Source organism: Afipia sp. GW822-FHT04G07 (genome assembly GCF_058800765.1).
Window position 1 is genome coordinate 878468 of the sequence record NZ_JBXAMP010000001.1, and the last position, 24337, is coordinate 902804.

Below are 24337 nucleotides of genomic sequence, written 5' to 3' on the forward strand. Positions count from 1 at the left end.
AAGGCCGATCTATAATGCTGAACGGTTTCGGTTTTCTCACGGCCACGGTACTCTCCCCCTTTGACGGATCCCTGCGAAATCACTCTTGAAGCGGTGTCCTCCATCGGCCAGATCACGGCCGATGAGTGGAATGCGTGTGCCAATTCAGATGGCAGCTACAATCCGTTTGTGACGCACGCCTTTTTTGCTGCTTTGGAAGAGTCAGGCTCTGCCATCGCGCGCACCGGCTGGGCGCCGCGCCACCTGATCGCGCGGATCGGCGGCAAGGCCGTCGGCATCGTGCCGTGCTACCTGAAAAATCATTCGCAGGGCGAATACGTGTTCGACCACGGCTGGGCCGACGCCTATGCCCGCGCCGGCGGCAGCTATTATCCGAAACTGCAAGCCACCGTTCCGTTCACGCCGGCCACCGGGCCTCGGCTACTGGTGCGCGAAAGCGCGGATGCACCGCGTGTCCGTGAGTCGCTGGCAGCCGGATTGGTCGCGCTCTGCGGCGCGACCCAGGCCTCATCGGTGCATGTCACCTTCGCGCGCGAAGACGAATGGACATTCCTCGCCGCGCACGGATTCCTGCAACGCACCGACCAGCAGTTTCACTGGCGCAACGACGGCTACGGCACCTTCGAGGATTTCCTCGCCACGCTGGCCTCGCGCCACCGCAAGGCGATCCGCCGTGAGCGCCGGGACGCGCTGGCCAACGGCATCACCATTCATCCCCTCACCGGCGGCGACATCACGCCGGACGCATGGGATGCCTTTTTCGAGTTTTACATGGAGACCGGCTCACGCAAATGGGGCCGGCCTTATCTCACCCGCGCGTTCTATGACCAGATCGGCGAGACCATGCCGGACGACGTGCTGCTGGTGATGGCGAAGCGCGACGGCCAGTGGATCGCAGGCGCGATCAACTTCATCGGATCGGACACGCTGTTCGGCCGTCACTGGGGCGCGGTCGAGCATCATCCGTTCCTGCATTTCGAGGTCTGCTATTATCAGGCCATCGATTTTGCGATCCGGCGCGGACTGAAGCGCGTCGAGGCCGGCGCGCAGGGCGAACACAAGATCGCGCGCGGCTACCTGCCGCAGACCACCTACTCCGCGCATTATATCGCCGATCCGGCGCTGCGCCGCGCCGTGCGCGACTATCTCAAGCACGAGCGCGGTTATGTGCAGGAGGCGGTGCGCGAACTGACCGACGCCGGACCGTTCCGCAAGAAAGACGGCGAAGACTAGACGACAGGATTTCTTGCGCTTGACCGCGCCGGTCTTCGCAGCGATTGTTCACGCTGTTCATTTCGAGGCGCTCATGACGGCTTACGACACCAACAACATCTTTGCGAAAATCCTGCGCGGCGAGTTGCCCTGCCACAAGGTTTACGAGGACGAACATACGCTCGCGTTTCTCGACATCATGCCGCGCTCGCCCGGCCATACGCTGGTGATCCCGAAGACCCCGGCGCGTAACATTCTGGACATCGCGCCGGATAGCCTCGCGCATGTCATCCGCACCGCGAAGAAAATCGCCATTGCCAGCAAAAAGGCATTCAACGCCGACGGCATCACCTTGCAGCAATTCAGCGAGCAGGCTGGCGGACAGGTCGTATTCCATCTGCATGTGCACATCATGCCCCGGATGGAAGGCGTCGCGCTGCTGCCACCGGCGAGCCGCAAGGAAGACGTCAAGGTGCTGGAAGATCACGCCACGCGGATCATCGCTGCGTTGAAGGATTGATTTTCCGAAGGTGGTTTAGCCAATCCACCATTTGCTTCCGAGAATGACGATCTCGCCTGCGACCACGCCGGCGAAAACCGACTTTCGCGCCGCCAGATAAACCGCGAAGCCCACCACGGCCGCGCCATAGCGCACCACGTCCGGCACCGTCGCCAGCGCGCCGGGCGGCGAAATCAGAATCTGCGCGATGACGCCGGCGAGAATCGCGACGGCGACCGCCCTCACCCAGACCAGAAACTCAGATCCCTCGTCGATGCCGCCGCCGATGACGAGGCCGATCACGCGCCAGACCTCGTTCGAAAGAAAACCCGCGAGCAGCAGCAACGCGATGGCATGTCCGTCACCGAAAAGCCCGGTCATCTGCGCTTCCTCCAGCGATGAATGCCAAAGGCCAGGGTGCCGGCGGTCACCCCGCAGATCATGATGTCCACGCCGGTGTGCAGCAATTGCACCAGCGGATAGAGTGCAAGCCCGAACGCCAGCGCGAGCTTGTCCACCAGCCGGTTGGCGTTCCGTGCCGTGGACATCAGGAATGTCAGCGGCGTCAGCGCCAGGATCGCGGCGGCCAGCAGCGGCGGCAGATTGGCCGCGAGGCCGTAGCCGATCGTCGTCGCAACACAGCTGAGGAACACCAGCGCGCAGCCGAGCCCGTTGATGAAGGCGATCCGCCGTTCGCGCGGCACATGCGGCAGCAAACGGAAGCCCTCGACCCACACGGTCACCGCCGTCAGGTGCGCCGGCAGCGCGAGCTGGCGCATCTTGGTGTCGGGCGAACGCAGCAACGGCAGCACGGCCACCACCATCGGCAGCAGACGGATCGCGCTGACGGTCACGGCCAGCGCCGATTCCAGCAGCGAGGCCCCGGCGTGAGATGTCGAGATCAGGATGATTTGCGCAGGTCCCGCCCAGACCAGCACCGTGCTGGCCAAGGCCCATCCCAGCGTAAAGCCGGTGTCATGCGCGAAAGCGCCGACGCCGATGAAGGTGCCGAACAGCACCAGCGCCAGAATCGACGACAGCGCGGATTTCACGCCGAGCGCGAAGGCCGCGGACGCGCTTTGCCATTTCGGGGAATCGAGAGCTGGAAGTGCCAAGGGAAAGCTATACCGATGAATCGCCTGATTCATCACGCGGGTGAAACGACCCTGCCGTCAAGAGACGGCGCCCGCCATTTTCAGGATGCAGCGACGCGAAAATGCGTCACGCGGCCGTCTGCGCAGCATGCGTCTCTTGCAGCCGGGCTTAGCACCGCGAGTCAAATGGATCAGATCGACGGCTCGCGCACGGACGACGACAGCGTGCCGAGCACGCACAACGCCGCGAACGCAAGACCGATCATTCCGAATGTCAGCACGACAGCCTCCTGGCGGTGACGCGGAAAAATGTTCCGCTGTACCGGTCCAGATGAGTGGAAAACGGTTTCGCAAAACTTAAAGTCAAATGGTCGCGATGCCGTTAGCATTTCGTTGAGCATAAGACGCCGCGCGCGAATGTAAAAAACCCCTGTAATTATTGAGTTTCTTGCGCGCATTGATTGGCGCGGCCGTTAACCGTCACACGAGATTCAGTGCGCTCGCGCATTTGCAGCCGCAGGCGCGCGGTGTCAGCCGCGTCCCTGTGCGTTCTTCAGAACGATACACGCCTGCCCCGCGCGCTTGATGCGGTCGCACAGGTCGTTCGCGGCGGCGCGCGTATCCGCCCCGACCCGCACCTGATAGAACGTGCGCGTGCCGCGGCTGCGGAAGATCGAACTCAAAATACTGGGATCGCGGTCGCCGATCACAGCGCTCAGCCGCTTCATGGAGCGGGCGTAGGCCGCAAGCGCCCTGTCGCGCGAAAAACCGGCGGCGAGTTGCACGCCCCACGGCATCGCCGCGCCGAGCTTCACGCGCTGTTCAAGCTCCGTGATGAACGGGTTCGGCGCGCGCCGCAGCAGCGCCATCAATTCGCGGCAACCGCCCGGTGCAGCGCGATCCTTGACCTTGCCTTCCTTGCCGGCAGCCGCCCAATCCTCCACCGAGGCACCGGTGATTGCGAAGACATAGTTGCGCGTCTCGGATGGCATGTAGCCCGTACCGGCGATCCATTCCTGCACGCGCCGCGGCCCGGCATTATAGGCCGCCGCCGCAAGTCCGAGATTGCCGAACTGATCGCGCAGTTCGCGCAGGAACTCGGCCGACTTCGGCAGCGCCTGCACGGGATCGAACGGATCGAGCAGACGGCGCTCGCTGGCCGTGCCCGGCATGAATTGCGCGACGCCCTGCGCCCGCTGGCCGTTGCGCGTCACCGGCCCCACCGCATCGGGCTGGAACCGGCTCTCCTGCCAGATGACGCGGGCGAAGAATTCCAGCGGCAGATCATGGGCCGATGCAGCGGACTCGATCATCAGGCACATCGCCTCGCGCGCATCAGCGTCCTTCGCCGTGGCGGCAGCTGGCGCCGGATCGGCGGGCTTTGTCTCAGCCGCCGGTGCGGGCGAATCCGGTTCGTCTGCGTGCGCGATCTGCGGCATCGCCAGCAGCGCCACACCGGCAACCAGACACGCCAGCCGCTTCATCAGGAACCGTCGTTTCATCGGGACCATTTGTCAGACGAGAGTGTCGAAAAGCGGATCGGTGCGAGCGAAACTGCGCAGCGAGTCCGGAAAACTGAATATCCGAAGCAGCTTGCTGAAGATCCCTTATCCATCGGACGAGGATGTTGCCGCATCGCGCATGCCTGTTCGCCAAACCGTTTACGTTAACGAAACCTTTCCACCGCCCGTCATGGCCTCGTCTCCACCTCCAGCTTAGGGTGAACAGACATCGAAAGCGCCGGGATGAGTGACGAGATCGCAGACACCAAATTGGCTTTCGCGCCGGATGGCACGGCGCACGACGTCACATCTGCGCAAACGCACGATGCCGATTGTCCCGCCGATGACACGAGCGACTTTCCAGATGACTTCGTCGTCGCGGCACCGCCCCCGCGCGATGGGCTAAAGCGAGCAACTCGCGCGTTGCTGAAGCCGCTGATCGCCATCGCAACGGCGCAGTATGTCATTGTCACGGCATTGGTCGCATTGACCGCCATCATGGTCGCCTCGGAGGCCGCCAAAGTTATCAATGCGACGTTCCTTCCGATTATCGCCGCGCTGAAACGGTTTTAATTTCGCTGCGTGCAAACAAAGACCCGGCGATCGTGCGATCGCCGGGTTTTCATTGTCACGGAACCAGAGCTTCGCGCTCAGACCTTCGCCAGCGGCTTGGCCGGGCTTTTCGAACCGCCATCGCCACCCTTCGGCTTGCGTGAGGCGGTCCGCTTGCGCGTCCCGGGCAGTTTCTCAGGCTTCGGCGTGACCGGGCCTTCGACAAACTCGAAGCCGATCTTGTCTTTACCAGCTTCCGGGCCCTGCTCGTCCTTGATGAGCACGACGCGGACATGGCCGCCGCCCTTCAGCTTGCCGAACAGCACTTCATCCGCCAGCGGCTTCTTGATGTGCTCCTGGATGACACGCGCCATCGGCCGCGCACCCATCTGTTCGTCATAGCCTTCCTGCACCAGCCACGCCTTGGCGGGCTCGGAGAGTTCGATGGTCACATCGCGGTCCGCGAGCTGGGCTTCGAGCTGAAGCACAAACTTCTCGACCACCATGCCGATCACGTCCGGGTTCAGATGCGCGAACGACACGATCGCATCCAGACGGTTGCGGAACTCCGGCGCGAACTGCCGGTTGATCGCCTCGTGATCCTCGCCTTCCCGCCTGCTGCGCGTGAAACCGAACGCAGCCTTCGCCATGTCGGCGGCGCCCGCGTTGGTGGTCATGATTAGGATGACGTTGCGGAAGTTGACCTGCTTGCCGTTATGGTCGGTCAGCTTGCCGTGATCCATGATCTGCAACAGCACGTTGTAGAGATCCGGATGCGCCTTCTCGATTTCGTCGAGCAGCACCACGCAATGCGGATGCTGGTCCACGCCATCGGTCAGCAGACCGCCCTGGTCGAAACCGACATAGCCCGGAGGCGCGCCTATCAGGCGCGACACGGTATGCCGCTCCATGTACTCCGACATATCGAAGCGGATCAGTTCGACGCCGAGCGACGCCGCCAGTTGCTTGGCGACCTCGGTCTTGCCGACGCCGGTCGGGCCTGAGAACAGGTAAGAGCCGATCGGCTTTTCCGGTTCGCGCAGACCCGCGCGGGCGAGCTTGATCGACGCCGACAGCGCCTCGATGGCCTTGTCCTGACCGAACACGGTGCGCTTCAGCGTCTGTTCGAGATGCTTCAGCACCTCGGCATCGTCCTTCGAGACCGACTTCGGCGGAATCCGCGCCATCGTCGCGATGGTCACTTCGATTTCCTTGATGCCGATGGTCTTTTTGCGCTTGTTCTCGGGCACCAGCATCTGCGCCGCGCCGGATTCGTCGATCACGTCGATCGCCTTGTCCGGCAGCTTGCGGTCGTGGATGTAACGCGCAGACAGGTTCACCGCGGCCTCGATGGCCTCGTTGGTGTATTTCAGCTTGTGATAGTCCTCGAAATACGGCTTGAGGCCCTTGAGGATGCCGATGGCGTCATCCACCGTCGGCTCGTTGACGTCGATCTTCTGGAACCGGCGCACCAGCGCGCGGTCCTTCTCGAAGTGCTGACGGTATTCCTTGTAGGTGGTGGACCCCATGCAGCGGATGGTGCCGGACGCCAGCGCCGGCTTCAGCAGATTGGATGCGTCCATCGCCCCGCCCGAGGTCGCGCCCGCGCCGATCACCGTATGGATTTCGTCGATGAACAGGATCGCATTGGGATGCGCTTCGAGTTCCTTGATGACCTGCTTGAGTCGCTCCTCGAAGTCGCCGCGATAGCGCGTGCCCGCGAGCAGCGTGCCCATGTCCAGCGAGAACACGGTGGACGCTGCCAGCACTTCCGGCACTTCGCTGTCGACGATGCGCTTGGCAAGACCTTCGGCGATCGCAGTCTTGCCGACGCCCGCCTCGCCGACGAACAACGGATTGTTCTTCTGGCGGCGGCACAGCACCTGAATGGCGCGGTTGATTTCGGCGTGGCGGCCGATCACCGGATCGATCTTGCCGTCGCGCGCCTTCTTGTTGAGGTTGACGCAATAGGTATCGAGCGCCTCACCCTTCTTCTTGGAATCGTCGTTGCCCTTGGTGTCGGCTTCCTCGTCGACGCCGCGCACAGGCCGCGCCTCGGACACGCCGGGCCGCTTCGCAATGCCATGGCTGATGTAGTTCACCGCGTCGTAGCGGGTCATGTCCTGCTCCTGCAGGAAATACGCCGCATGACTTTCGCGCTCCGCGAAGATCGCGATCAGCACATTGGCCCCAGTAACTTCCTCGCGGCCGGACGACTGCACATGAATCACCGCACGCTGCACGACGCGCTGGAATCCGGCCGTCGGCTTGGCGTCGTCCGCGCCTTCCGCCACCAGATTTTCGAATTCGGTTTCGAGATAGTTGACCAGGCTGCCGCGCAGCTTGTCGAGATCGACGCTGCACGCACGCATCACGGCGGCGGCGTCGGAGTCGTCGATCAGCGAAAGCAGCAGATGCTCGAGCGTCGCGTACTGATGGTGGCGCTCGTTAGCGATAGCCAGCGCGCGGTGCAGGGATTGTTCAAGGCTCTGAGAGAAAGTCGGCATTCGCGTCCCTTATGGCCCCCGCCATGTCATTCGATCGTTTTGTGGTCCGGTCCGGCTTGATCAGTTCCTGCAACCTGTCTGTGTTGTTCCATGTTCCGGCGGCATCGCCGGATCGACTCAAAGGCTACTTCTTTTCCATCACGCATTGCAAAGGATGCTGATGTTTTCGTGCAAAGTCCATCACCTGCGTCACCTTGGTTTCGGCGATTTCGTATGTAAAAACGCCACACTCGCCGATGCCGTGATGATGGACATGCAACATGATCGTGGTCGCGGCTTCAACGTCCTTGTTAAAGAACTTCTCTAGAACGTGGACGACGAACTCCATCGGCGTGTAGTCGTCGTTCAGGATCAGGACGCGATACAGGTTCGGTTTCTTGGTCTTCGGCTTGACCTTGGTAATAACGGACGTGCCGGGGCCACTGCGCCCGCTGTTGCCGTTATCATCCTTGCTCATTCGCGGGCTGACGCTGGCGGCTTGCTCGCCGGCCGCCTGAGGCGCCGCGACTGGTTCCAGGTATGAAGACAATTGCAGCATGGCTTGAGAGTTCGAAATCCCCAGAAATGGCGCTTTGCCCACAGCAAATCGCCTCCGATTACATTAACAATATGGGTCGCCCTTGGCCTGCCCGCAAGCAGGCCATTACCGCCCGAAACCGTACAGAAAAGACAGCGTTGCGAGGCTGCGGCGATTGCACGTGGTTAATGCAATTGCCGTCAATTCACGCCAAATTCGCTGAAGATCGTTGGAACACCATTCAGCATTTGCGCCGATTACAGCCTGTCAGCGGCACTTTATGGGGCATTTTACGTAGATTGGCCGCAACTTTTACCGCCCCTTCATCGCCCGCACCTATCACATGGCATGACCCATTTTTTGGTGATCGCCATGAACATTGCATCGATTTTCAAGCGTCCCCGGCCTTCCGCCACCGCTCTTTTGGGCGCTGAACCGATAAAATTCGAGCGAAACGGGCAACCCTCCCTTAAGAATGAAACCGCGCTGAATGCGCGGCCGGCCGCCTTCTCGTCAGGTGCACCCGTTATTCATCGCAGCATTTTACTACCTCTTCACGCCTCCGGCCTATCCGCGTCCCAGAACCTCATTTTTCTGGTGACGCCATGAATGATGCATCGATTTTCAGCCGGGCCCTGGGATTGCTCGCCCGCTTCCGCCGCGCAGACGGCGGCAACGTCGCCGTCCTTTTTGGCATCGCGATCGTTCCGATCTTGGTCAGCGTCGGCACAGCGATCGACTATGCCCGCGTCAATAACGCCCGCACCGCCATGCAGGCCGCTCTCGATACCGCGGCCCTGATGATCTCGAAGGATGCGACGGGCCTGAGCGCGGCTGAAATCAACCAGAAGGCGCAGATTTACTTCAATTCACTCTACAAGCACCCCGAGGCGCAGGGTGTCGTCGTCACCGCGACCTACACCAACAGCGCCAGCCAGGGCTCCAAAATCGTTCTGAACGGTACGGCGTCGATGAACACCGATTTCATGCGGGTCATCGGCTATCCTGCCATCGACTTCGGTGCGAGTTCGACCACGGTCTGGGGAACGACCAAGCTGCGCGTCGCGCTGGCGCTCGACAATACCGGCTCGATGGCCAGTGCCGGCAAGATGACCGCCCTGAAGACTGCCGCGAAGAGTCTTCTCGATCAGTTGCAGTCCGCAGCGAAGACCAATGGCGACGTCTATGTTTCGATCGTGCCCTTTGCCAAGGACGTCAACGTCGATACGTCCAACAAGTCTGCAAAATGGCTCCGCTGGGATCTTGGAACATGCACCAAGTCAGCGGGATGGTGGGGCTCCACGACGTTGGGCTTCCTGACCCAGACCGACTGTACCAATAAGGGCGGCGACAACTGGACGGCGACGTCATCCAACGGATGGACCGGCTGCGTTTCGGATCGTGTCGATACTCCGACAGCATACGATACGTTGAGTACGGCCCCCTTTAATACAAAGGCGACTGCAAACAATATCTCCGATCGCAACACGCAGTTTCCGGCGGAGAACTACTCCGACTGCCCGACGTCGATCCTGCCTCTGACCTATGACTGGACGGCGTTGAAGAACAAAGTCGATGCGATGCAGCCGCAGGGCAACACCAACCAGGCGATCGGCATGGCGTGGGGTTGGCTGTCGCTGCTGCAACAGGACCCTTTCAACGCTCCTCCGGAGGATGCCAACTACAAGTACACGAAGGCCGTGATCCTGCTGTCCGACGGCGACAACACGCAGAACCGCACCAGTTCGAGCGCATCGGAGATCGACGCACGCCAGAGGCTTCTGTGCGATAACGCCAAGGCCTCGGGTATCACGATCTATACGATCCAGGTGAACACGGCCAACGACAACACATCGAGCGTGATGTCGTACTGCGCCAGCGGCAGCAGCAACTACTTCGCGACCACGAGCGCCAGCGGCATCAACACGGCGTTCAGTTCGATCGGATCGGCGCTGTCGAAACTGCGCATCGCGAAATAACAAAGCGGCCCCTCCACACCGCAATAAAAAAGCCCGGCATTGAGCCGGGCTTTTTCGTCAGTGGAGAGAACCGTGAAATTAGTGGGTGGTGGTCGGCGTCACCTTCGCGACGAAGCCTTCGAACGGCTTGAAAGCCTGCTTGGCGAGATCGGTGTAAAGCTCGCCGATCTTCTGCGACTCGGCGACGAAGGTCTCGTAGGAGGTCTTCGCGTATTCGGTCTGAATTTCGATGGCCTTTTCGATCGACTTCACGCCCGACAGCTTCTCGACGAACGACTTGGTGTCTTCGAACGACTTCTTGGCGTATTCGCCGTATGCGTTGGCGATCGACTGAAGGCCGCTCGAGAACGTGTTCGCAGAGGCAACCGCTGCGTCGAACTGCTCTTTGCCGTACTGCTGAAACTCTTCAACCTTAACCATAGAGGGTCCTTTCCCAGACTTGATGACCTGCACTTGCCGGGAGGTACCCGGCTCCCTAACCACGACTTTCGTATAGTGCAACGCACAATAGAAGTCAAGAATCTTGTGCGTCGCACAATCGTCTTAAATCCGAGACAAATCCTGACGGCTTCGGAAACCCTTGCTTAACCCTTTCGAAACCGTCCCCACCTACTTTGATTCCCTGCGCTTTTCGCTTTCGATCCGGAATCCGAAAAGCGGCGCAACTCCAATGCCTTAACTGGATGAACGCGCATCCGGTCAATGGCTGGAGCGGCGGTTTCGCACGGACGTCGCGGCCGAAGAAGAAAGGCAGCGCCGGACCAAATTTTGGCCTCAGAACGAGGCGAATACACTGGGAATCGGACGGGGAAATTCATGCTTGGGGTCAAATCGGCAGCGTCAGTACGGACGCTTGGTCTTTGCCTTCTCGGCGTCGCCACCATCTCCGTGGCCGTCACTTTCACGATCGACACAGCCGATGCCCGCCGGCGCCACCGGCACCGCCACCACGCCGCCGTATCGAGTTACAGCCCCGCCTTCTCCTCCATCATTGTCGACGCCAATTCCGGCAGCACCCTGCAGGCCTCCAGCGCCGACAGCCTGCGCCATCCCGCTTCGCTCACCAAGATCATGACGCTCTACATGCTGTTCGAGCGGCTGGAGAGCGGCAAGATGAAACTCGACACCCAGATGGACGTGTCGGTCCATGCGTCGCAGCAGGCCCCGACCAAGCTCGGCTTGCGGCCAGGCCAGTCGATCCGCGTTGAAGACGCCATCAAGGGCCTCGTGACCCGCTCCGCCAACGACGCAGCCGTGGTCATCGCGGAAGCCATCGCCGGTGATGAAGATGATTTCGCCAAGGCGATGACGCGCAAGGCGCGCGCGCTCGGCATGAGCAAGACGGTCTACAAGAACGCATCCGGCTTGCCGGACGACACGCAGGTCACCACCGCGCGCGATCAGGCCACGCTCGGCCGCGCCATTCAGGACCGCTTCCCGAAATACTACCGCTACTTCGCGACCGAGGCCTTCAACTACAAGGGCCGCTCGATCCGCAATCACAACAAGCTGCTCGGCCGCGTCGAAGGCGTGGACGGCATCAAGACCGGCTACACGCGCGCGTCCGGTTTCAACCTCGTCACCTCGATGAAGCGTGGCAACCGGCATGTGGTTGGTGTCGTGATGGGCGGCCGCAGCGGCGGTTCGCGCGACGCGATCATGCGCAACCTGCTCGCCGAACATCTCGATGAAGCCGCCACCCGCCGCACCGTCGCAGCCATCACCGAACGCGGCGGCGACACCCGGCTCGCCAGCGCAGATGACGGCGACACCGACAGCAATGTCGAGACGAAGTCCCGCCCCGTCGTTCAGGTGCAAGGCGCGATCAAGGTTGCGTCTACCGCGCCGGAGCCCGTTCCGCTTCCCACACCCCGTGCGCCCGTCAAGGCTGTCGCGGACACGCAGGACAAGCCCGCTCCCGCTCCGCTGACCAGCGGCGTGATTTCCTCACAGGCCATCGCCACCATTCCCGGATCGGCCGAACCGATGACGCCGGTACGCGTCAGAACCGTTCAGGTCCGGATGGGGCAGACCAAGGTCGCTTCGGCAGCGCCGGGCGCACCGGCTCCGGTTTCGACCAGCACTATTCCTGCGCCGCGCAAGGCTGAAGTCGCGGAGACCTCAAAGGCTGTTGTCGCCAAGGCCGATATGAAGGCTGACATCAAGGCTGAAGCGCCCGCCGAATCCAGAACCGAACGGCAGGCCGATCCACGTTCGGAACCGTGGCCTGTGGCTTATGCCCAGCCGCGCAACGATTTCCCCGCTCCGCTTCCGGCCCAGCCGAACACCAGCAACGGCATCGGACAGGTTGTCATCGGTACGCCGTCCTCGTCGGCGACGCCTCCTGCACAAACCCTCGCCTACGCAGATCCCAACCCGCGCGGAACGCCGCCCACCACGCTCGGCGCGCAGGCGATCGCCCTTCAGACCTCGTCGGCGCCACAGCAGCAGCCTGCCCGCCAGCCTGTCCAGCAGGCCGCCGCACAACCAGTGCAGCAGCCTACCCAGACCATGCAGCACAACGGCGCGATCAAGGCCATTGCGCGCTCGGGCTGGATCATTCAGGTCGGTGCGCTTGAAAGCGAAGGCGAAGCACGCCAGCGGCTCGATGCGGCCCGCGGCAGCGCAAGCCGCCTGCTCAGCGATGCCGACCCGTTCACCGAAACGGTGTCGAAGGGCAACAAGACGCTCTATCGCGCGCGCTTCGCAGGCCTCAATCAGGATTCCGCCGAAGCCGCCTGCCGCACGCTGAAGCGCTCCGACATCTCCTGCATCGCCATCAGGAACTGATCGGCTCAACCGGATCGTCCCACGACAAAGCCCGCGGTTCTGCCGCGGGCTTTTTCTTTGTTGCGGCTCCGCGCGTGCAACCATTTTTCAAGATTTGGTCTCTAAAACCTTAATCGTGGGAACGATCACGCCGGACAACGGCGGGCGCCCGCAGGGGCATTCAACACAGAGGAAAGAGCTGCTCGCAGTTTGTGGCGTGATGTTGCGTGCTGGAGTCAGTGATGATTGCGAAGAAGAGTGTCCTTGGCTTCGTTCACCCGGGCAGCGAGATACGTCGAGCCCCCCTGGTCGGGATGAAGTTTCTTCATGAGTCCACGGTGCGCCCGGCTGATGTCATCGCGCCCCGCTCCCGGCTTCAGGCCAAGGATCTGATAGGCCTCCTCCGTCGTCATTTTTCCACTCGACGACGCACGGCGATCCTCGCGACCACCCCCGCCTGTCCCTTCGCCCTGCGCGTGCTCACGCCAGGCGGGAAACCGGCGGTCCAGATAACTTTCAAGAAGAGCCCAGCTCTCCGCGTCGAACCCCCGCGCCAGAGCAATGAGTTGGTCGAGCGTGAAGTCGTCCAGTACACGCCCCGCTTCGGGTCCGGCGGTAATAAGCCCCTCAAGCGCACCGGTGTCGTGGTCGAGCGTCATCTCTATAAACTGGGACCGTACCTGGGACTTCTGCCCCTGTGACTTCCACGCGCCGGGGCCGTAGTTGCCCCACGCGGAGCCGAGTTGCGCCCCGAACGGCGACCAGCCGAGCAGGCCCGCGCCGAAAATGCCGAGCGGGATTGCCACGGCCAGTTCGCCCCTGATTCCGATGAACGCCGCGGCCGCCAGCGTCACCACGCCGCCGCCGCCCCGAACGATCTTCGCGAGCCACTTCGGATCTGCGCCCTTGATGACGTTGAGGGCAACATAGATCAGCGCGACGGCGACAATGCCTGCGATCAGGGTCGGCATGGGAATCAGGTCATCCTTGCAAATCGTTCTTCAGCGGCGTGCCGAGACGACACGCATACCTGATCTATGGCGATACGGGGATTTGTTAAGCCGACATATTGCGAAATAACGCCGCGCCTGCCCCGGCGCCACAGGTCACTTCATCTGCCCGAGCAGCGCCGCCGCCCCCGACGTATTCTTCGCCAGCCGCATCAGCGCGTCCCGCCCGCCCGCTGCGTAAGCCGCCGCCGCCCGCAGAAGCTCGCGCAACTGCGCCGCAGAGCCCATGTCGAAACGGCACCACGCCCCCCCGGTCAAACGCGCGATTTCGCGGAACGCTGCTTCAGCCGCCGGCTCGTTGCCCTCCTGGAACATGAAGCACGGCACCTTCAGCAGGCCGAGTTCACCCGCGGTGGCACACAGCGCATCCACATTCTCCTCCATCGCATCGCCGACGAACACGATGGCGCGCACGCCCGAAGCGATGGCTTCCTTGCGCGCGTCCGACAGCACGCGGCCGAGTTGCGTCTGGCCGCCCTGGCAATCGATCTTCGCCATGAGTTTGGCAAGGTGCGCGGTGTCCGAAATCCACCCGCTGGCGCGGCACTCGTTGAGACCGCGATAGTAAACGAGACGCACGGCCAGTCCGCCAATGCTGCCGGCCTCGCGGAACATGTCGGCCTGCAACTGGCACGCCATGTCCCATGTCGGCTGCCGGCTCATGGTGGCGTCGAGCGCGAAGATCATGCGGCCGGTACCGGCCTTGCCCGGAGTCATTGCGCGCGCCTTGGCGACGAACGCGGCGATGTCGGCCGACGTATCGGATTGCGCGACCGACGACGCGCCGCGCTGGCCTGCGACGGTCTTGTCTCCGCTCGTTGGAATGGTCGGATCGCGGGTCATATCAGCTCGCAAAGGAATACCCGTCTTATGTGGAGCGCGATCGGAGCCCGGTCAATGACACATATCGAGCGTCCATCGACAGCCTGAATGTTCGGCTCCGACGCTCACTTATGTTCGGCACGTCGCCTTTTTTTGTACTGCGGAGACGAAGACGTGGATGGCCGGGTCAAGCCTGGCCATGACGAACACAACTATCGCGATAACGCCGATGAATCAGGGAGCATGGGTCCCCGCTTCGCGGGGACGATACGGAGAGAGATTGCGCATACGAAGCGCGCGCCAAAATAAGTCGCGCCGACCGCCTATTCGATCGGCACCGCGAGCCGCCCGATGAGTTGCGCGACCTCATTCAACTGACGGTCGTCGTGGTCGGCAACGGCGCGCGCCAGACGCGACACGCATTCGTCATCGCTGATCATCGGCGCGATCTGCTCGCCCATCGATGGCGCAAGACCTGATGGCACAAGACCTGGAGAGCGAAAAGACGTGCTGATGGCCATGACTGTCCCCTCTGTTGACGATCTGCTTGCCTGAAACAAGCAGATGTCATGCCACCAACGAAATGTGGCAGTTCAAGGTGAAAACGCCGGCAGGAGAATGCATCACGCAATCGTGCAGCCACCGATCCGGTGACGAACGCGCGACAAATCAATGATCACAAAGTGTCAGTTGATCGGAGGAGCGACCTGCGCGATCGGGCCAGGCTGCGGAACGGTGATCTTTTTGGTATCGACCGGCGCCAGCTTGCTGTCGTCTTCCAGGAATTTGTCGAGAACGCCCTGGATCGACGTCTTCACATTGTCCGGTCCGCGATCGCTCATATCGGTGTGCTTGAAACCGGTATTGACCACGGTGATGCCGGACTGCTCGCAAATATCGTCATCAGGCACGACGCCCGGATCCGGCTTGAAGACGGCGTCCTTCGAGCGGAACGAAAGAATCTTGAACTTGCCTTCGGTGAGGAACGGCACGCGCAGATTGTCGAGCGTGACAACCTTCTTCACGCTTTCCGGATGCATCTTGGCGAAATACATCGAGATGTCGCCGCCGTTGGAATGGCCGACCATTGTGAGGCGGTCATAGTCAGCGTTCGGCTGGATCTTCTTCATCTGCGCCACGGCGAAATCGATGTTCGCCACGCCACGCTCATAGACCGGCAGACGGCCCACATATGGCTCGCCGACTTTCGTGACCAGCGGCGCATCGCTCGCCAGATCGTGCTGGACGCTGACAGTCATGTAACCGCGCGCGGCCAGCACGTTTGCGAGGAACGAGTATTCAGTGAACTTGACGGTGTTGCCGTGGTTGACGATCGCGACCGGCAATACGCTCAGGCCCGCATTCGCCGACATTTCCTTGTCGCGCCGGACTGCGATGGCCACGACCACCGGCCGATCGCGCACGGAATCATAAAACGTCAGGGTTTCGTGACGGATCGCCCACTTGCTCGCGGTGAAGTAAGCGACAATCGCCACCGCAAACAGTCCAAGCAGGATAAAAATTCCGCGCTTCATCACGTCCTCGAAAAACCGGGGCGGGCTGACTTTCGTTCAGATCACCTGGTCATCACAGTGTTTTGGAATCCTTCTGCCTTGTCCAGCCAGATCATAACACGACTGTGACAAACCAAGATAATTCCCTTCAATGTGCCTGATACTCGACACCTATTTTGTGCGATGCATCAAACATGCCAGATTTGACCGTTGCTTACCTAATATAAGCGACGATCTCCCACCGGGTTCACCGGGCAAAGCGTAAAATTGTACCTTTGGAACCGGAACCGCCGTTGGCCGGTGTCCGGGAACCAGCCTTCCGGCAGGGAACTCAGGCAGTCAGTCCGTGAGTTTCCAGCGGGCGGTCGACCTGGGCGAACCATTCCGCACGGGTCGCGGCACGGCGGCGACCTCGCTCGTCGATCGGCAACTTGAGATGACGCAGCAGGCCCGTCACCTCTTCGCGCGCGGTGACATGGGCCATGTTAGGCCGGGTGCCCAATGTCGCCTCATCCAGATCGTCCAGCGCGGTCAGGCCGCGGGGGAAGAACTCGCGATACACCACGCGCTCGGCAAAGCCGTCGACGGGGCGGAAACCGAGCCGGAACGAAAGCTGGTCGAGTCCTTCCGCGATGAGTTGCTTGTTGCGCGAGCCCAGCATGGACAGGCGATTTCGCACCACGATCCAGTCGGTGGTCGCGCCGTCGAGATCGCGGCGCTGCTTGCGCGCGGCCTTCACCATGGTGGCATAGTGGCTTTCGCCGATCACGGAATAGGTCGTGGGATCGACCGAACCGAGAACGTCGAAATCCAGAAAGCTGTCGTTCAGCGGCGTGACCAGCGTGTCGGCCATCGAATGCGCCAGCCGCATCAGGTAATTGTCCGTTCCCGGCGTATCGATGACGATGAAGTCGTAGGTGCGCTCCACCGCGCTGACGGCCGCCGAGAATTGCTCGCACTCCGACATTTCGTTGTCGTTGATCTGCATGCTCGACCCCAACGCGATGCAGCAATGATGCGGCAGCTCGAGGGAAAGACCGGTGCGCTGGGCCCAGGCCCGGCGATTCTCGATGTAGCGGGTGAAGCTCTTCTGACGGGAATCGAGGTCGATGGTGGCGACGCGCTGTCCAGCCTTCAACAGGGCGACAGCGACGTGAAGCGCGGTCGTCGATTTCCCCGACCCGCCCTTCTCGTTGCCCAGCACGACGACGTGCGCCGACCCGGACTGGCCCTGACTCGTCTGCAAAAGCATGTAAGATTCCCCTGTGGATATCTTCGGGCAAGTGCGGAAAGAATCAAGGGAAATTCGAATGGACCCACCTTCATGATGAATCCTGCAAATGACGGAGCGAACGCCGCCGGGATCGTTGGCTCGCACGGGCAGCTTTGTTAAGACTGCTGCCCAAACCACGATCAATCTGCATCAGACACCGGCACGAATGACCCGCTTCCCCATCATCGCCCGCTCGCTTTCATCCCTTCACCGCGCCCGCGCCGAACTGGGCAAGCGCAACGCGACGCTTGCTCTTGTGCCGACCATGGGGGCGCTCCATGACGGCCATGTGTCGCTGGTCCGGCTCGCCAAACGGCGCGCGAAAAAGGTCGCGGTGTCGATCTTCGTGAACCCCACGCAATTCGCGGCGCATGAGGATCTCGGCTCCTATCCCCGCACCTGGAAGGAGGACATTGCCCGACTCAAAGCGGAGGGTGTCGATCTGGTCTGGAATCCGGATGTGAAGACGATGTACCCGGACGGCTTTGCCACACGTGTCGCTCCCGAGGGACCGGCGCTCGCGGGACTCGAGGACAAGTTTCGCCCGCACTTTTTCGGCGGGGTCGCAACCGTCGTCGCCAAACTGTTCACGCAGGTGCGCCCCGATATGGCGCTGTTCGGCGAGAAGGACTTTCAGCAGCTCAAGGTGGTTACGCGCATGGCGCGCGATCTCGATCTCGGCGTCAAGGTGATCGGCGGTGCGATCATTCGCGAACGCGACGGCCTCGCGATGTCGTCGCGCAATGTCTACCTGTCGCCCGATCAGCGGCGGACTGCGACCGTGCTGTTTCGCACGTTGAAGGCGACGGCGAAGCGATTGCGCGCCGGCGAGGACTTCAGCGCGGCGTTGTCCGATGGCGCTGACGTCATCAAGGAAGCCGGGTTCGCACTCGATTATCTCGAAGCGCGGCACGCCGAGACGCTCGCGCCCATTTCATCGCTGAACGATGGACCGATCCGTCTGCTGGTGGCGGCGAAAATCGGCACGACGCGCTTGATCGACAACATCAAGGCTTAAATTTTTTGGCATGATCTTTATCCGAAAACCGGCTTCCACTTTTCGGGATCATGCCATTTACAACAGCCCAAGCTCGCGCAGTTCGCGCCGCATCGGCTCTGGCATCGCGGCAACGCTCGCGGCCGCCTTGCCCAAATCCGGTGGCGCGCTCTTGGGATCGAGATAACGCCAGCCCTGGAACGGCCGCATCGGACGCGGCGACACCGCGATCAGCTTCGGCTCCATCACAAGGCGGCATCGCCCGATGCCGTCCTTATCGCGGAACGGTTCGATGCCGAGAATTTTCTCACGCGCGGCAATCTCGCCTTTGATGACCCAGTAGATCGACCCGCCGTCGAGTAATTCCTCAACGCGCTTGGGAGCCATGCGGGTGACGTGGATGTGGCGGGGCGGCTGCCCCTTCGCCTTGGCCAGTTTCACACGCTCTGCGATCCAGCCCTTGAGATCCTTGACGGACGTCGCGCCGACGCTGAGCTTGATGAGATGAAGAGGCATATTCAGGATCGCCAGCGCGATGCCGAAACACGCGCTTCAAGTTGAAGGAGACCGATCAGTTATCAGCGCTCTCCTTGGGAGGCGCAAGCTGCACCGGAGCTTGTGCACGCGATTTCTGCGGCGCGGCTTTCTTCGCAGCGGCCGACGGCGCCGGTTGCGGGTTGATCACCGCCGGCGCGCTCCGCGCGGGCGGCGAAGCGGCCGGTTCGGCCGGACGTTGTCCCGCCTGTGCGCCCTGCGGAGCCGTCTCGGGGGTCATGATGTTGATAGGGGGAATTGATGCCGCGCTCGGAAAATCACCCGATACCGGCTTTCCCGGCGGCGGCACGGTGCCAAATGCTGCTGCTAACGGAGACGAGCCCGGAACCGCGTTGGCGACCGCGGGCGCCGCATTCCACGAGGATGCATAGCGGCCAACGAACCCGTCATACAGGTTTTCGCTCATGTTGGACGATATCTGCGCAGAGTTGGTGAGCGACTGGTAGAACGGGCACGGCGACGACAGCGTGCAGCCCTCGCGCGTCTTGAGAACCTGGGCAACCAGCCCGTACCGATCGCGCTCTATCGTCCGCCGCAGCGCGTTGAGTTCCGGCGTCATCACCTTCGCGGCTGCGGCGGCATTCCCGAAAGCCGCAAGCCGGCTGATCTGGGACGCTGTGTAGGATACGCCCGCTGCAACGGTGTCAGCCGACGCAAACAGCGCCTTCTCGCACGCCGTCTCGACGCTTTCACCGGCCAGACCATCGAGACACGCCAGCGCCGGAAGCGATGCAGCCGCCTGCCCTGACGATTTGGGATCGGCGGATGGACCGCTCGCGACACCCGACGCGCGCATCATCGTCGTGACGGCAATACCGATGGCCAGAAGCGTGATGACAGTCAGCGCGCCGTTCGCAACCGACCGCTCGGCGCGAAACAGCGTCACCAGCAAGACAAGCGCGAAAAAGCCTGCGGCCAGAAGAGTCAGCCACATCGGCAAATTCGGCGAATGCCACAGACTATCGATCGATTCCGCCCATGCCCGGTTCATGCGGGGTCCCCTTCACAACGAACAAGACCAAGCACCGCAACCGCGGCAAAATTCCGTCAGTCGACGGCGAGCTGGCTTTCCTTGGCTACACGCTCGAAGGCTTCGGTCGAACTCTTGATTCGATACTGACAGTCGTCACCGTCTGTCGGCAGCAGGCGGATCACCTCATAGGTTCCACTCGCGGCCGGACGGGCCACGTTGCTTGCCGTGAAATAGACGGTCTCTCCGACGATGTATTTGTGCTTCAACACCCTGCTCCATCACGCGATACGCGCATTTTGGTGGCCTGCCATTGTCCCGGCATAGCCCGTTTGACGCCCGGCAGATTTGTAGCACACCAGACCACCTTTTGGCCAGACAAACCGGCACATCGAAAACGGGTGATTGTCCTTTATTTATCAATATGTTGACCGTGATTTTCAGGCGTTGCGCAACGGGCAAGGCAGGGTCCAACCGGGTGCAAGGCCGCAATTTTGCCGCCTGTTTCGGCGGAGACAATTCTCCGGCAATTCCAGTGAGTTAAGCGCTCAAGTTCATGCTGTAGGTGGGAGCGCCCCGTGCGGGCTCGCTTGATCGACGGCGGCCGGTAAAACCTGCGCCAGGACCGTCGAAAGCTGGTCCACGGGAATGCCGAAGCGCGTGGCGAGCTGCCTCACCGTGGCGCTTCCGAGTACCTCCTGAAGTTGAAGCGCACTGATCGGCAGATTGTGGCCGGTCCCGGCCCAGGATTTCACCTGATCGCCAAAGCCCGCCTGTTCCAGCCGGGCGACGATCGCGGACAGTCCGCCCTGCTTGTCGCTGCCAAGCACTTCACTGAGGACAACCGGAACGATGCCCGGTTCCAGTTCGCTCGCTGCCCTTGCTGCCATCACGCTGGTCAGCATGTCCAATATACCCATCACGCGATCCTTAAAGTCGTCGCTGGCGCGGCAGTAGAGTCTCAATCGATCTCGAACTTCTCGATGATCAGCGTTTCCGCCAGCGCGCCGTCGGTCCATTCCTGAAACGCGGCGTTCGCCAGCATCGTGTCCATGTAGGCGCGAACCGGCGGCGTCACGTCGATGGCGTAAGTCCGGAAACGATGCACGACCGGCGCGAACATCGCATCCGCTCCGCTGAACGTTCCGAACAGGTATGGTCCCTGCGCGCCGTACTTGGCGCAGCATTCGGTCCAGATCTGCTGGATCCGGGCGATGTTATCGCGAGCGTCATCGGACAGCGGTTTCGCGCGAACCGGACGGTGGATGTTCATGCCGCATTCGTTGCGCAACGCCATGAAACCCGAATGCATTTCCGCCGAAACCGACCGCGCATGTGCGCGTGCGGCAACGTCCCGCGGCCAGAGCCCTGCATTTGGAAATCGCTCGGCGGCGTATTCGATGATCGCAAGCGAATCCCAGACGGTGATGTCACCGTCGACGAGCGCCGGCACCTTGCCGGACCGGGTGAAATTCAGGATGCGCTGCTTGTCGGCATCGCCCGTATAGAGCGGGATCGTGACTTCCTCGAAAGCAATTCCGGTGGCCTTCAGCGCCATCCACGGCCGCATCGACCATGAGGAATAGTTCTTGTTGCCGATCGCGAGCGTCAAAGCCATCGCATGGTCCCTGGCGTAGTCCTAGGTTGAATCGTCGTGCACCGCGACTTTGCCACGCCCGGCGCTCGGCAGGCAACTGAACCGATCCGGCCGCGCCGAAACCGCCTCGCAACCGTCCTCATCCTGTTCTATCGTGTCGGCAACTTTAAGAAGGCACCTGATCGTGACCCTGTTCACAACGGCCGACATCGCGGCGATCGCATTCTTCATCCTCGCCTGGACAATCTACGCGATCACGCTTGAGCGCACATCGCATGGCCGCAACAGCCTGAACGCCCGCATGAGTATTTACCGCGAGGTCTGGGTGCGGCGTATCCTCGACCGCGAGGCGCGAATGGTCGATATGCAGATCATGGCGTCGCTTCAGAACGGAACCGCGTTCTTCGCCTCCACCACGCTGCTTGCCGTCGGCGGCGGGTTGACGTTGCTTCGCTCGACCGAAGAAGCCATGTCGGTGCTGGCAACCCTGCCGCTCGGCATACGAAGCTCCCCTGCTCTATGGGAGATCAAGTGCGTCGGGCTGATCGTGATTTTCGTCTATGCGTTCTTCAAGTTCTCGTGGGCCTATCGCCTCTTCAATTATGTCGCAATCCTGCTTGGCGCGATGCCATTTGCCGAGAAGCGCGATACGCCCGAGGCGCAGTCGCATGTGATGCGCACCACGAAGCTGTTCCAGTCCGCCGGCCGCCATTTCAATCGCGGTCAGCGCGCCTTCCTGTTCGCTCTCGGTTATCTCGGCTGGTTCATCAGCCCATGGGTGCTGATCGCCACCACATTGGCCATCGTGGTTGTCATCTGGCGCCGGCAATTCGATTCTGACGCCTATCGGGCGATGTCGAAATAGATGACATGCGCTTGCCGCGCCGCGCCGGATGCGTCATGGCATGGTCATGAACAAATCCGATTCGAAGGCCCTCGACGGCGGATCGCTCGACGACGCCATTCTCGATGTGCTGGCGCGCGCCGGCGCAAAAACCCTCAGCGCGCCCGAGATCGCGCACGCGATCGCCGCCGGAGATGACTGGCATGGATTGCTGGTGCCGATCCGAAGGTCGGCCGTGGCGCTCGCGCAAGCGGGCCGCCTCGTGATCTACCGCAAGGGCAAGCCCGCCGATCCGAATGACTTCCGCGGCGTGTATCGCCTCGGCCTGCCGCGTCACGACTAGCTCGTTTGATCAATTCGCCTTGCGCGGTCCCGGAAACAGCTCGCTGCTGCGCCCTGTCGCCCAATAGGCGATCAATCCGGTCCATTCGTGGATGGCGACGTCGGTGCGGGCAAGGCCCGCGCTCAACGCCGTGAACGGCGTCAGGCTTTCGCCCCAGCCGCGCGTGCGCCAGTCCACCGGATAGGCCTCGACATCGAAGCCGGCCTTCCGGAATGCTCCGATGGAGCGCGGCATGTGAAATGCGGACGTCACCAGCAGCCAGCGCTCACCCGGCTTCGGCGAAACCAGGGCGCGCGTGAACGTCGCGTTCTCGGCAGTTGTACGGGATTCGCTTTCGAGCACGATGCGCGCATGTGGCGTGCCGAAATCTTCCAGCAGGTCGCCCGCGACCGGCGCTTCCGGAACAGGTGCCTCGATCAGGTTGGCGCTGCCGCCCGAAAAAACCATGCGCGCCTCGGGAAACCGCCGCGCCAGTTGCAACATCGTGATGATCCGTTCGGCGGACGCATCCATTTCGAGCGAACCGCGCGCCTGACTGCGCTCCGGATCGATGGACCCGCCAAGCACGATGATGCCGTCCGGCGGACGTCCGCCCGCGCTCCATGCCGGAAACCGCTCGGTCAGCGGCAACAACAGCAGGTTGCCGAGCGGCGAAAACCCGGCGATCAGCAACAGCACCACGCCGGTCACAAGGATGCGTAATCCCGTTTTGCGAAATCGCGTCGTGAGCAGCAACACACCGAGGACGCAGAGCATCGCGACCGCATTCGACGGAACGGTGAAAAATCCGATTGTCTTGGACAGGCTGAAAAACATGATCGCCTTGCATGGGCGATCATGCCGGCAAGATCAATCCCCCGTTCAATCCCATTTCGGCGCGAAACCGAAATCGGTAATGCGGCCGCCGCGCGTGCCCATGGCGAAGATTTCATCCATCTCCTCGTCTGCAAGCGCGAAATCGAAGACGTCGAAATTTTCCGATAGCCGCTCGACCCTGGACGTGCGCGGGATCACCACCACGTTTTGCTGGATCAGCCAGCGCAGGCAAACCTGCGCCGCGGTTTTTTCATAGCGCGCGCCGATCCGGTTCAACGCCTCAGCGTTCTTGACGCGGCCCTTTGCGACCGGACTGTAGGCCACAAGCGCGAGGCCATTGTCACGGCAGGCCGTCAGCACCTTCGCCTGATCCAGATACGGATGATACTCGACCTGATTGCAGACCAGCGGCGCGGCGGATTTCGCGACTGCCTCCTCGATCAGCGCCACCGTAAAGTTCGACACACCGATGTGCCGCGTAAGCCCGAGTTGCTGCGCCTGCCCCAGCGCGCCCAGCGTCTCTTCCAGCGGCACTTGCGGATTGGGCCAATGCAATAACAGCAGATCGACTTCGGTCATGCGAAGCCGCGCCAGGCTTTCCTTGGTGGACCGCAAGAGATCGTTGGGCGCAAAATGCGTGGTCCAGACCTTCGTGGTCAGGAATACATCGGCGCGCTTGAGGCCTGAGGCCCGCACGCCCTCACCGACCTCGCGTTCGTTTTCATAGATCTGCGCGGTATCGACATGGCGATAGCCGAGCCGCAACGCCTGCTCGACAATGCGTGCGCAGGCGCGGCCGCGCAATTCCCACGTTCCGAGACCTATCGCCGGAATGCTGGCGCCATTCGCCTCTACAGTCAGCATCTCATGCCTCAGCACGCCGTTCCTGTGAGCCCGGTGATTATACAAACAATATCATGAGCCGCGCAGGCCGGATTGCCAAGAACGGCGGATACTGAACTGCA

27 protein-coding genes are annotated in these 24337 nt (G+C 61.8%); 9 read left to right on the forward strand and 18 right to left on the reverse strand.

Annotated features, from left to right (window positions below; all coding sequences use genetic code 11):
* Window positions 1-60: 60 nt before the first annotated feature.
* On the forward strand, window positions 61-1233 hold the full coding sequence (locus AC1RKJ_RS04385; protein WP_492789837.1) for a GNAT family N-acetyltransferase: 1173 nt from the start codon (window positions 61-63) through the stop codon (window positions 1231-1233).
* Window positions 1234-1306: 73 nt separating this feature from the next.
* Window positions 1307-1732 (forward strand): HIT family protein, encoded by a 426-nt coding sequence (locus AC1RKJ_RS04390; RefSeq protein WP_492792643.1) that lies wholly within the window; start codon window positions 1307-1309, stop codon window positions 1730-1732.
* Window positions 1733-1747: 15 nt separating this feature from the next.
* Here AC1RKJ_RS04390 and AC1RKJ_RS04395 read toward each other — a convergent pair whose 3' ends face one another.
* From AC1RKJ_RS04395 to AC1RKJ_RS04405, 3 genes are all read right to left on the reverse strand, one after another.
* On the reverse strand, window positions 1748-2092 hold the full coding sequence (locus AC1RKJ_RS04395; protein WP_492789839.1) for an AzlD domain-containing protein: 345 nt from the start codon (window positions 2090-2092) through the stop codon (window positions 1748-1750).
* Window positions 2089-2826: an AzlC family ABC transporter permease gene (locus AC1RKJ_RS04400; RefSeq protein WP_492789840.1), complete on the reverse strand. Its 738-nt coding sequence runs from the start codon at window positions 2824-2826 to the stop codon at window positions 2089-2091. The genes AC1RKJ_RS04395 and AC1RKJ_RS04400 overlap by 4 nt, the downstream gene beginning before the upstream one ends.
* A 509-nt stretch (window positions 2827-3335) precedes the next feature.
* Window positions 3336-4289, reverse strand: a complete 954-nt coding sequence (locus AC1RKJ_RS04405) for a transglycosylase SLT domain-containing protein (RefSeq protein ID WP_492792644.1) — start codon at window positions 4287-4289, stop codon at window positions 3336-3338.
* Between the two features lie 261 nt (window positions 4290-4550).
* On the opposite strand from AC1RKJ_RS04405, the gene AC1RKJ_RS04410 reads away from it, so the two are divergent.
* Window positions 4551-4880, forward strand: a complete 330-nt coding sequence (locus AC1RKJ_RS04410) for a hypothetical protein (protein ID WP_492789842.1) — start codon at window positions 4551-4553, stop codon at window positions 4878-4880.
* A gap of 77 nt (window positions 4881-4957) precedes the next feature.
* Here the strand turns inward: AC1RKJ_RS04410 and clpA are convergent, their stop codons facing one another.
* Both clpA and clpS read right to left on the reverse strand, forming a co-directional pair.
* Window positions 4958-7366 carry an ATP-dependent Clp protease ATP-binding subunit ClpA gene (clpA, locus tag AC1RKJ_RS04415; RefSeq protein ID WP_492789844.1) on the reverse strand — a complete coding sequence of 803 codons (2409 nt, stop codon included), beginning with the start codon at window positions 7364-7366 and terminating at the stop codon, window positions 4958-4960.
* Between the two features lie 124 nt (window positions 7367-7490).
* On the reverse strand, window positions 7491-7904 hold the full coding sequence (clpS, locus tag AC1RKJ_RS04420; RefSeq protein WP_492792645.1) for an ATP-dependent Clp protease adapter ClpS: 414 nt from the start codon (window positions 7902-7904) through the stop codon (window positions 7491-7493).
* Between the two features lie 327 nt (window positions 7905-8231).
* Between clpS and AC1RKJ_RS04425 the strand changes: the two genes are divergently transcribed.
* Window positions 8232-8492, forward strand: coding sequence for a hypothetical protein (locus tag AC1RKJ_RS04425; protein WP_492789846.1), 261 nt, complete (start codon window positions 8232-8234; stop codon window positions 8490-8492).
* Window positions 8489-9862, forward strand: a complete 1374-nt coding sequence (locus AC1RKJ_RS04430; RefSeq protein ID WP_492789847.1) for a vWA domain-containing protein — start codon at window positions 8489-8491, stop codon at window positions 9860-9862. Before AC1RKJ_RS04425 ends, AC1RKJ_RS04430 begins: the two co-directional genes overlap by 4 nt.
* Window positions 9863-9940: 78 nt before the next feature.
* Here the strand turns inward: AC1RKJ_RS04430 and AC1RKJ_RS04435 are convergent, their stop codons facing one another.
* On the reverse strand, window positions 9941-10282 hold the full coding sequence (locus tag AC1RKJ_RS04435; protein ID WP_492789848.1) for a phasin family protein: 342 nt from the start codon (window positions 10280-10282) through the stop codon (window positions 9941-9943).
* 396 nt (window positions 10283-10678) lie between these two features.
* Between AC1RKJ_RS04435 and AC1RKJ_RS04440 the strand changes: the two genes are divergently transcribed.
* Window positions 10679-12652, forward strand: coding sequence for a D-alanyl-D-alanine carboxypeptidase (locus AC1RKJ_RS04440; protein ID WP_492789850.1), 1974 nt, complete (start codon window positions 10679-10681; stop codon window positions 12650-12652).
* A 215-nt stretch (window positions 12653-12867) separates the two neighbouring features.
* On the opposite strand, the gene AC1RKJ_RS04445 is transcribed toward AC1RKJ_RS04440, so the two are convergent.
* The 5 genes from AC1RKJ_RS04445 to AC1RKJ_RS04465 all read right to left on the reverse strand — a co-directional run bounded on the left by AC1RKJ_RS04445 (window position 12868) and on the right by AC1RKJ_RS04465 (window position 17229).
* The gene (locus AC1RKJ_RS04445) at window positions 12868-13602 is read right to left on the reverse strand and encodes a DnaJ domain-containing protein (protein ID WP_492789852.1); all 735 of its coding nucleotides are present in this window, start codon (window positions 13600-13602) and stop codon (window positions 12868-12870) included.
* A 135-nt stretch (window positions 13603-13737) separates the two neighbouring features.
* Window positions 13738-14484 carry a VWA domain-containing protein gene (locus tag AC1RKJ_RS04450; RefSeq protein ID WP_492789855.1) on the reverse strand — a complete coding sequence of 249 codons (747 nt, stop codon included), beginning with the start codon at window positions 14482-14484 and terminating at the stop codon, window positions 13738-13740.
* Window positions 14485-14786: 302 nt separating this feature from the next.
* On the reverse strand, window positions 14787-14984 hold the full coding sequence (locus AC1RKJ_RS04455) for a hypothetical protein (RefSeq protein WP_492789857.1): 198 nt from the start codon (window positions 14982-14984) through the stop codon (window positions 14787-14789).
* A 165-nt stretch (window positions 14985-15149) separates the two neighbouring features.
* Window positions 15150-15998, reverse strand: coding sequence for an alpha/beta fold hydrolase (locus AC1RKJ_RS04460; RefSeq protein WP_492789858.1), 849 nt, complete (start codon window positions 15996-15998; stop codon window positions 15150-15152).
* A 310-nt stretch (window positions 15999-16308) separates the two neighbouring features.
* The gene (locus AC1RKJ_RS04465; protein ID WP_492789860.1) at window positions 16309-17229 is read right to left on the reverse strand and encodes a division plane positioning ATPase MipZ; all 921 of its coding nucleotides are present in this window, start codon (window positions 17227-17229) and stop codon (window positions 16309-16311) included.
* Window positions 17230-17416: 187 nt separating this feature from the next.
* Here AC1RKJ_RS04465 and panC point away from each other — a divergent pair, with 187 nt between their 5' ends.
* Complete coding sequence (gene panC, locus AC1RKJ_RS04470) at window positions 17417-18268, forward strand: pantoate--beta-alanine ligase (protein ID WP_492789863.1); 852 nt, start codon at window positions 17417-17419, stop codon at window positions 18266-18268.
* Between the two features lie 57 nt (window positions 18269-18325).
* Here panC and AC1RKJ_RS04475 read toward each other — a convergent pair whose 3' ends face one another.
* From AC1RKJ_RS04475 to AC1RKJ_RS04495, 5 genes are all read right to left on the reverse strand, one after another.
* Entirely contained in the window at window positions 18326-18763 is a 438-nt protein-coding gene (locus AC1RKJ_RS04475) for a DUF1489 family protein (RefSeq protein WP_492789864.1), read from the reverse strand.
* A 55-nt stretch (window positions 18764-18818) separates the two neighbouring features.
* On the reverse strand, window positions 18819-19793 hold the full coding sequence (locus AC1RKJ_RS04480) for a hypothetical protein (protein ID WP_492789865.1): 975 nt from the start codon (window positions 19791-19793) through the stop codon (window positions 18819-18821).
* Between the two features lie 56 nt (window positions 19794-19849).
* Window positions 19850-20041, reverse strand: a complete 192-nt coding sequence (locus AC1RKJ_RS04485; protein WP_492789866.1) for a hypothetical protein — start codon at window positions 20039-20041, stop codon at window positions 19850-19852.
* Between the two features lie 285 nt (window positions 20042-20326).
* The gene (locus tag AC1RKJ_RS04490; RefSeq protein WP_492789868.1) at window positions 20327-20692 is read right to left on the reverse strand and encodes a YidB family protein; all 366 of its coding nucleotides are present in this window, start codon (window positions 20690-20692) and stop codon (window positions 20327-20329) included.
* A 41-nt stretch (window positions 20693-20733) separates the two neighbouring features.
* On the reverse strand, window positions 20734-21390 hold the full coding sequence (locus AC1RKJ_RS04495; protein ID WP_492789869.1) for a glutathione S-transferase family protein: 657 nt from the start codon (window positions 21388-21390) through the stop codon (window positions 20734-20736).
* 163 nt (window positions 21391-21553) lie between these two features.
* Here AC1RKJ_RS04495 and AC1RKJ_RS04500 point away from each other — a divergent pair, with 163 nt between their 5' ends.
* On the forward strand, window positions 21554-22234 hold the full coding sequence (locus AC1RKJ_RS04500) for a DUF599 domain-containing protein (protein ID WP_492789870.1): 681 nt from the start codon (window positions 21554-21556) through the stop codon (window positions 22232-22234).
* A gap of 46 nt (window positions 22235-22280) precedes the next feature.
* Window positions 22281-22556 (forward strand): DUF3253 domain-containing protein, encoded by a 276-nt coding sequence (locus AC1RKJ_RS04505; RefSeq protein ID WP_492789873.1) that lies wholly within the window; start codon window positions 22281-22283, stop codon window positions 22554-22556.
* A gap of 9 nt (window positions 22557-22565) precedes the next feature.
* Here the strand turns inward: AC1RKJ_RS04505 and AC1RKJ_RS04510 are convergent, their stop codons facing one another.
* A complete protein-coding gene (locus AC1RKJ_RS04510) occupies window positions 22566-23372 on the reverse strand; it encodes a YdcF family protein (RefSeq protein WP_492789874.1) in 807 nt (268 codons plus the stop codon).
* 45 nt (window positions 23373-23417) lie between these two features.
* Window positions 23418-24236, reverse strand: coding sequence for an aldo/keto reductase (locus AC1RKJ_RS04515; protein ID WP_492789876.1), 819 nt, complete (start codon window positions 24234-24236; stop codon window positions 23418-23420).
* Window positions 24237-24337 lie beyond the last annotated feature (101 nt).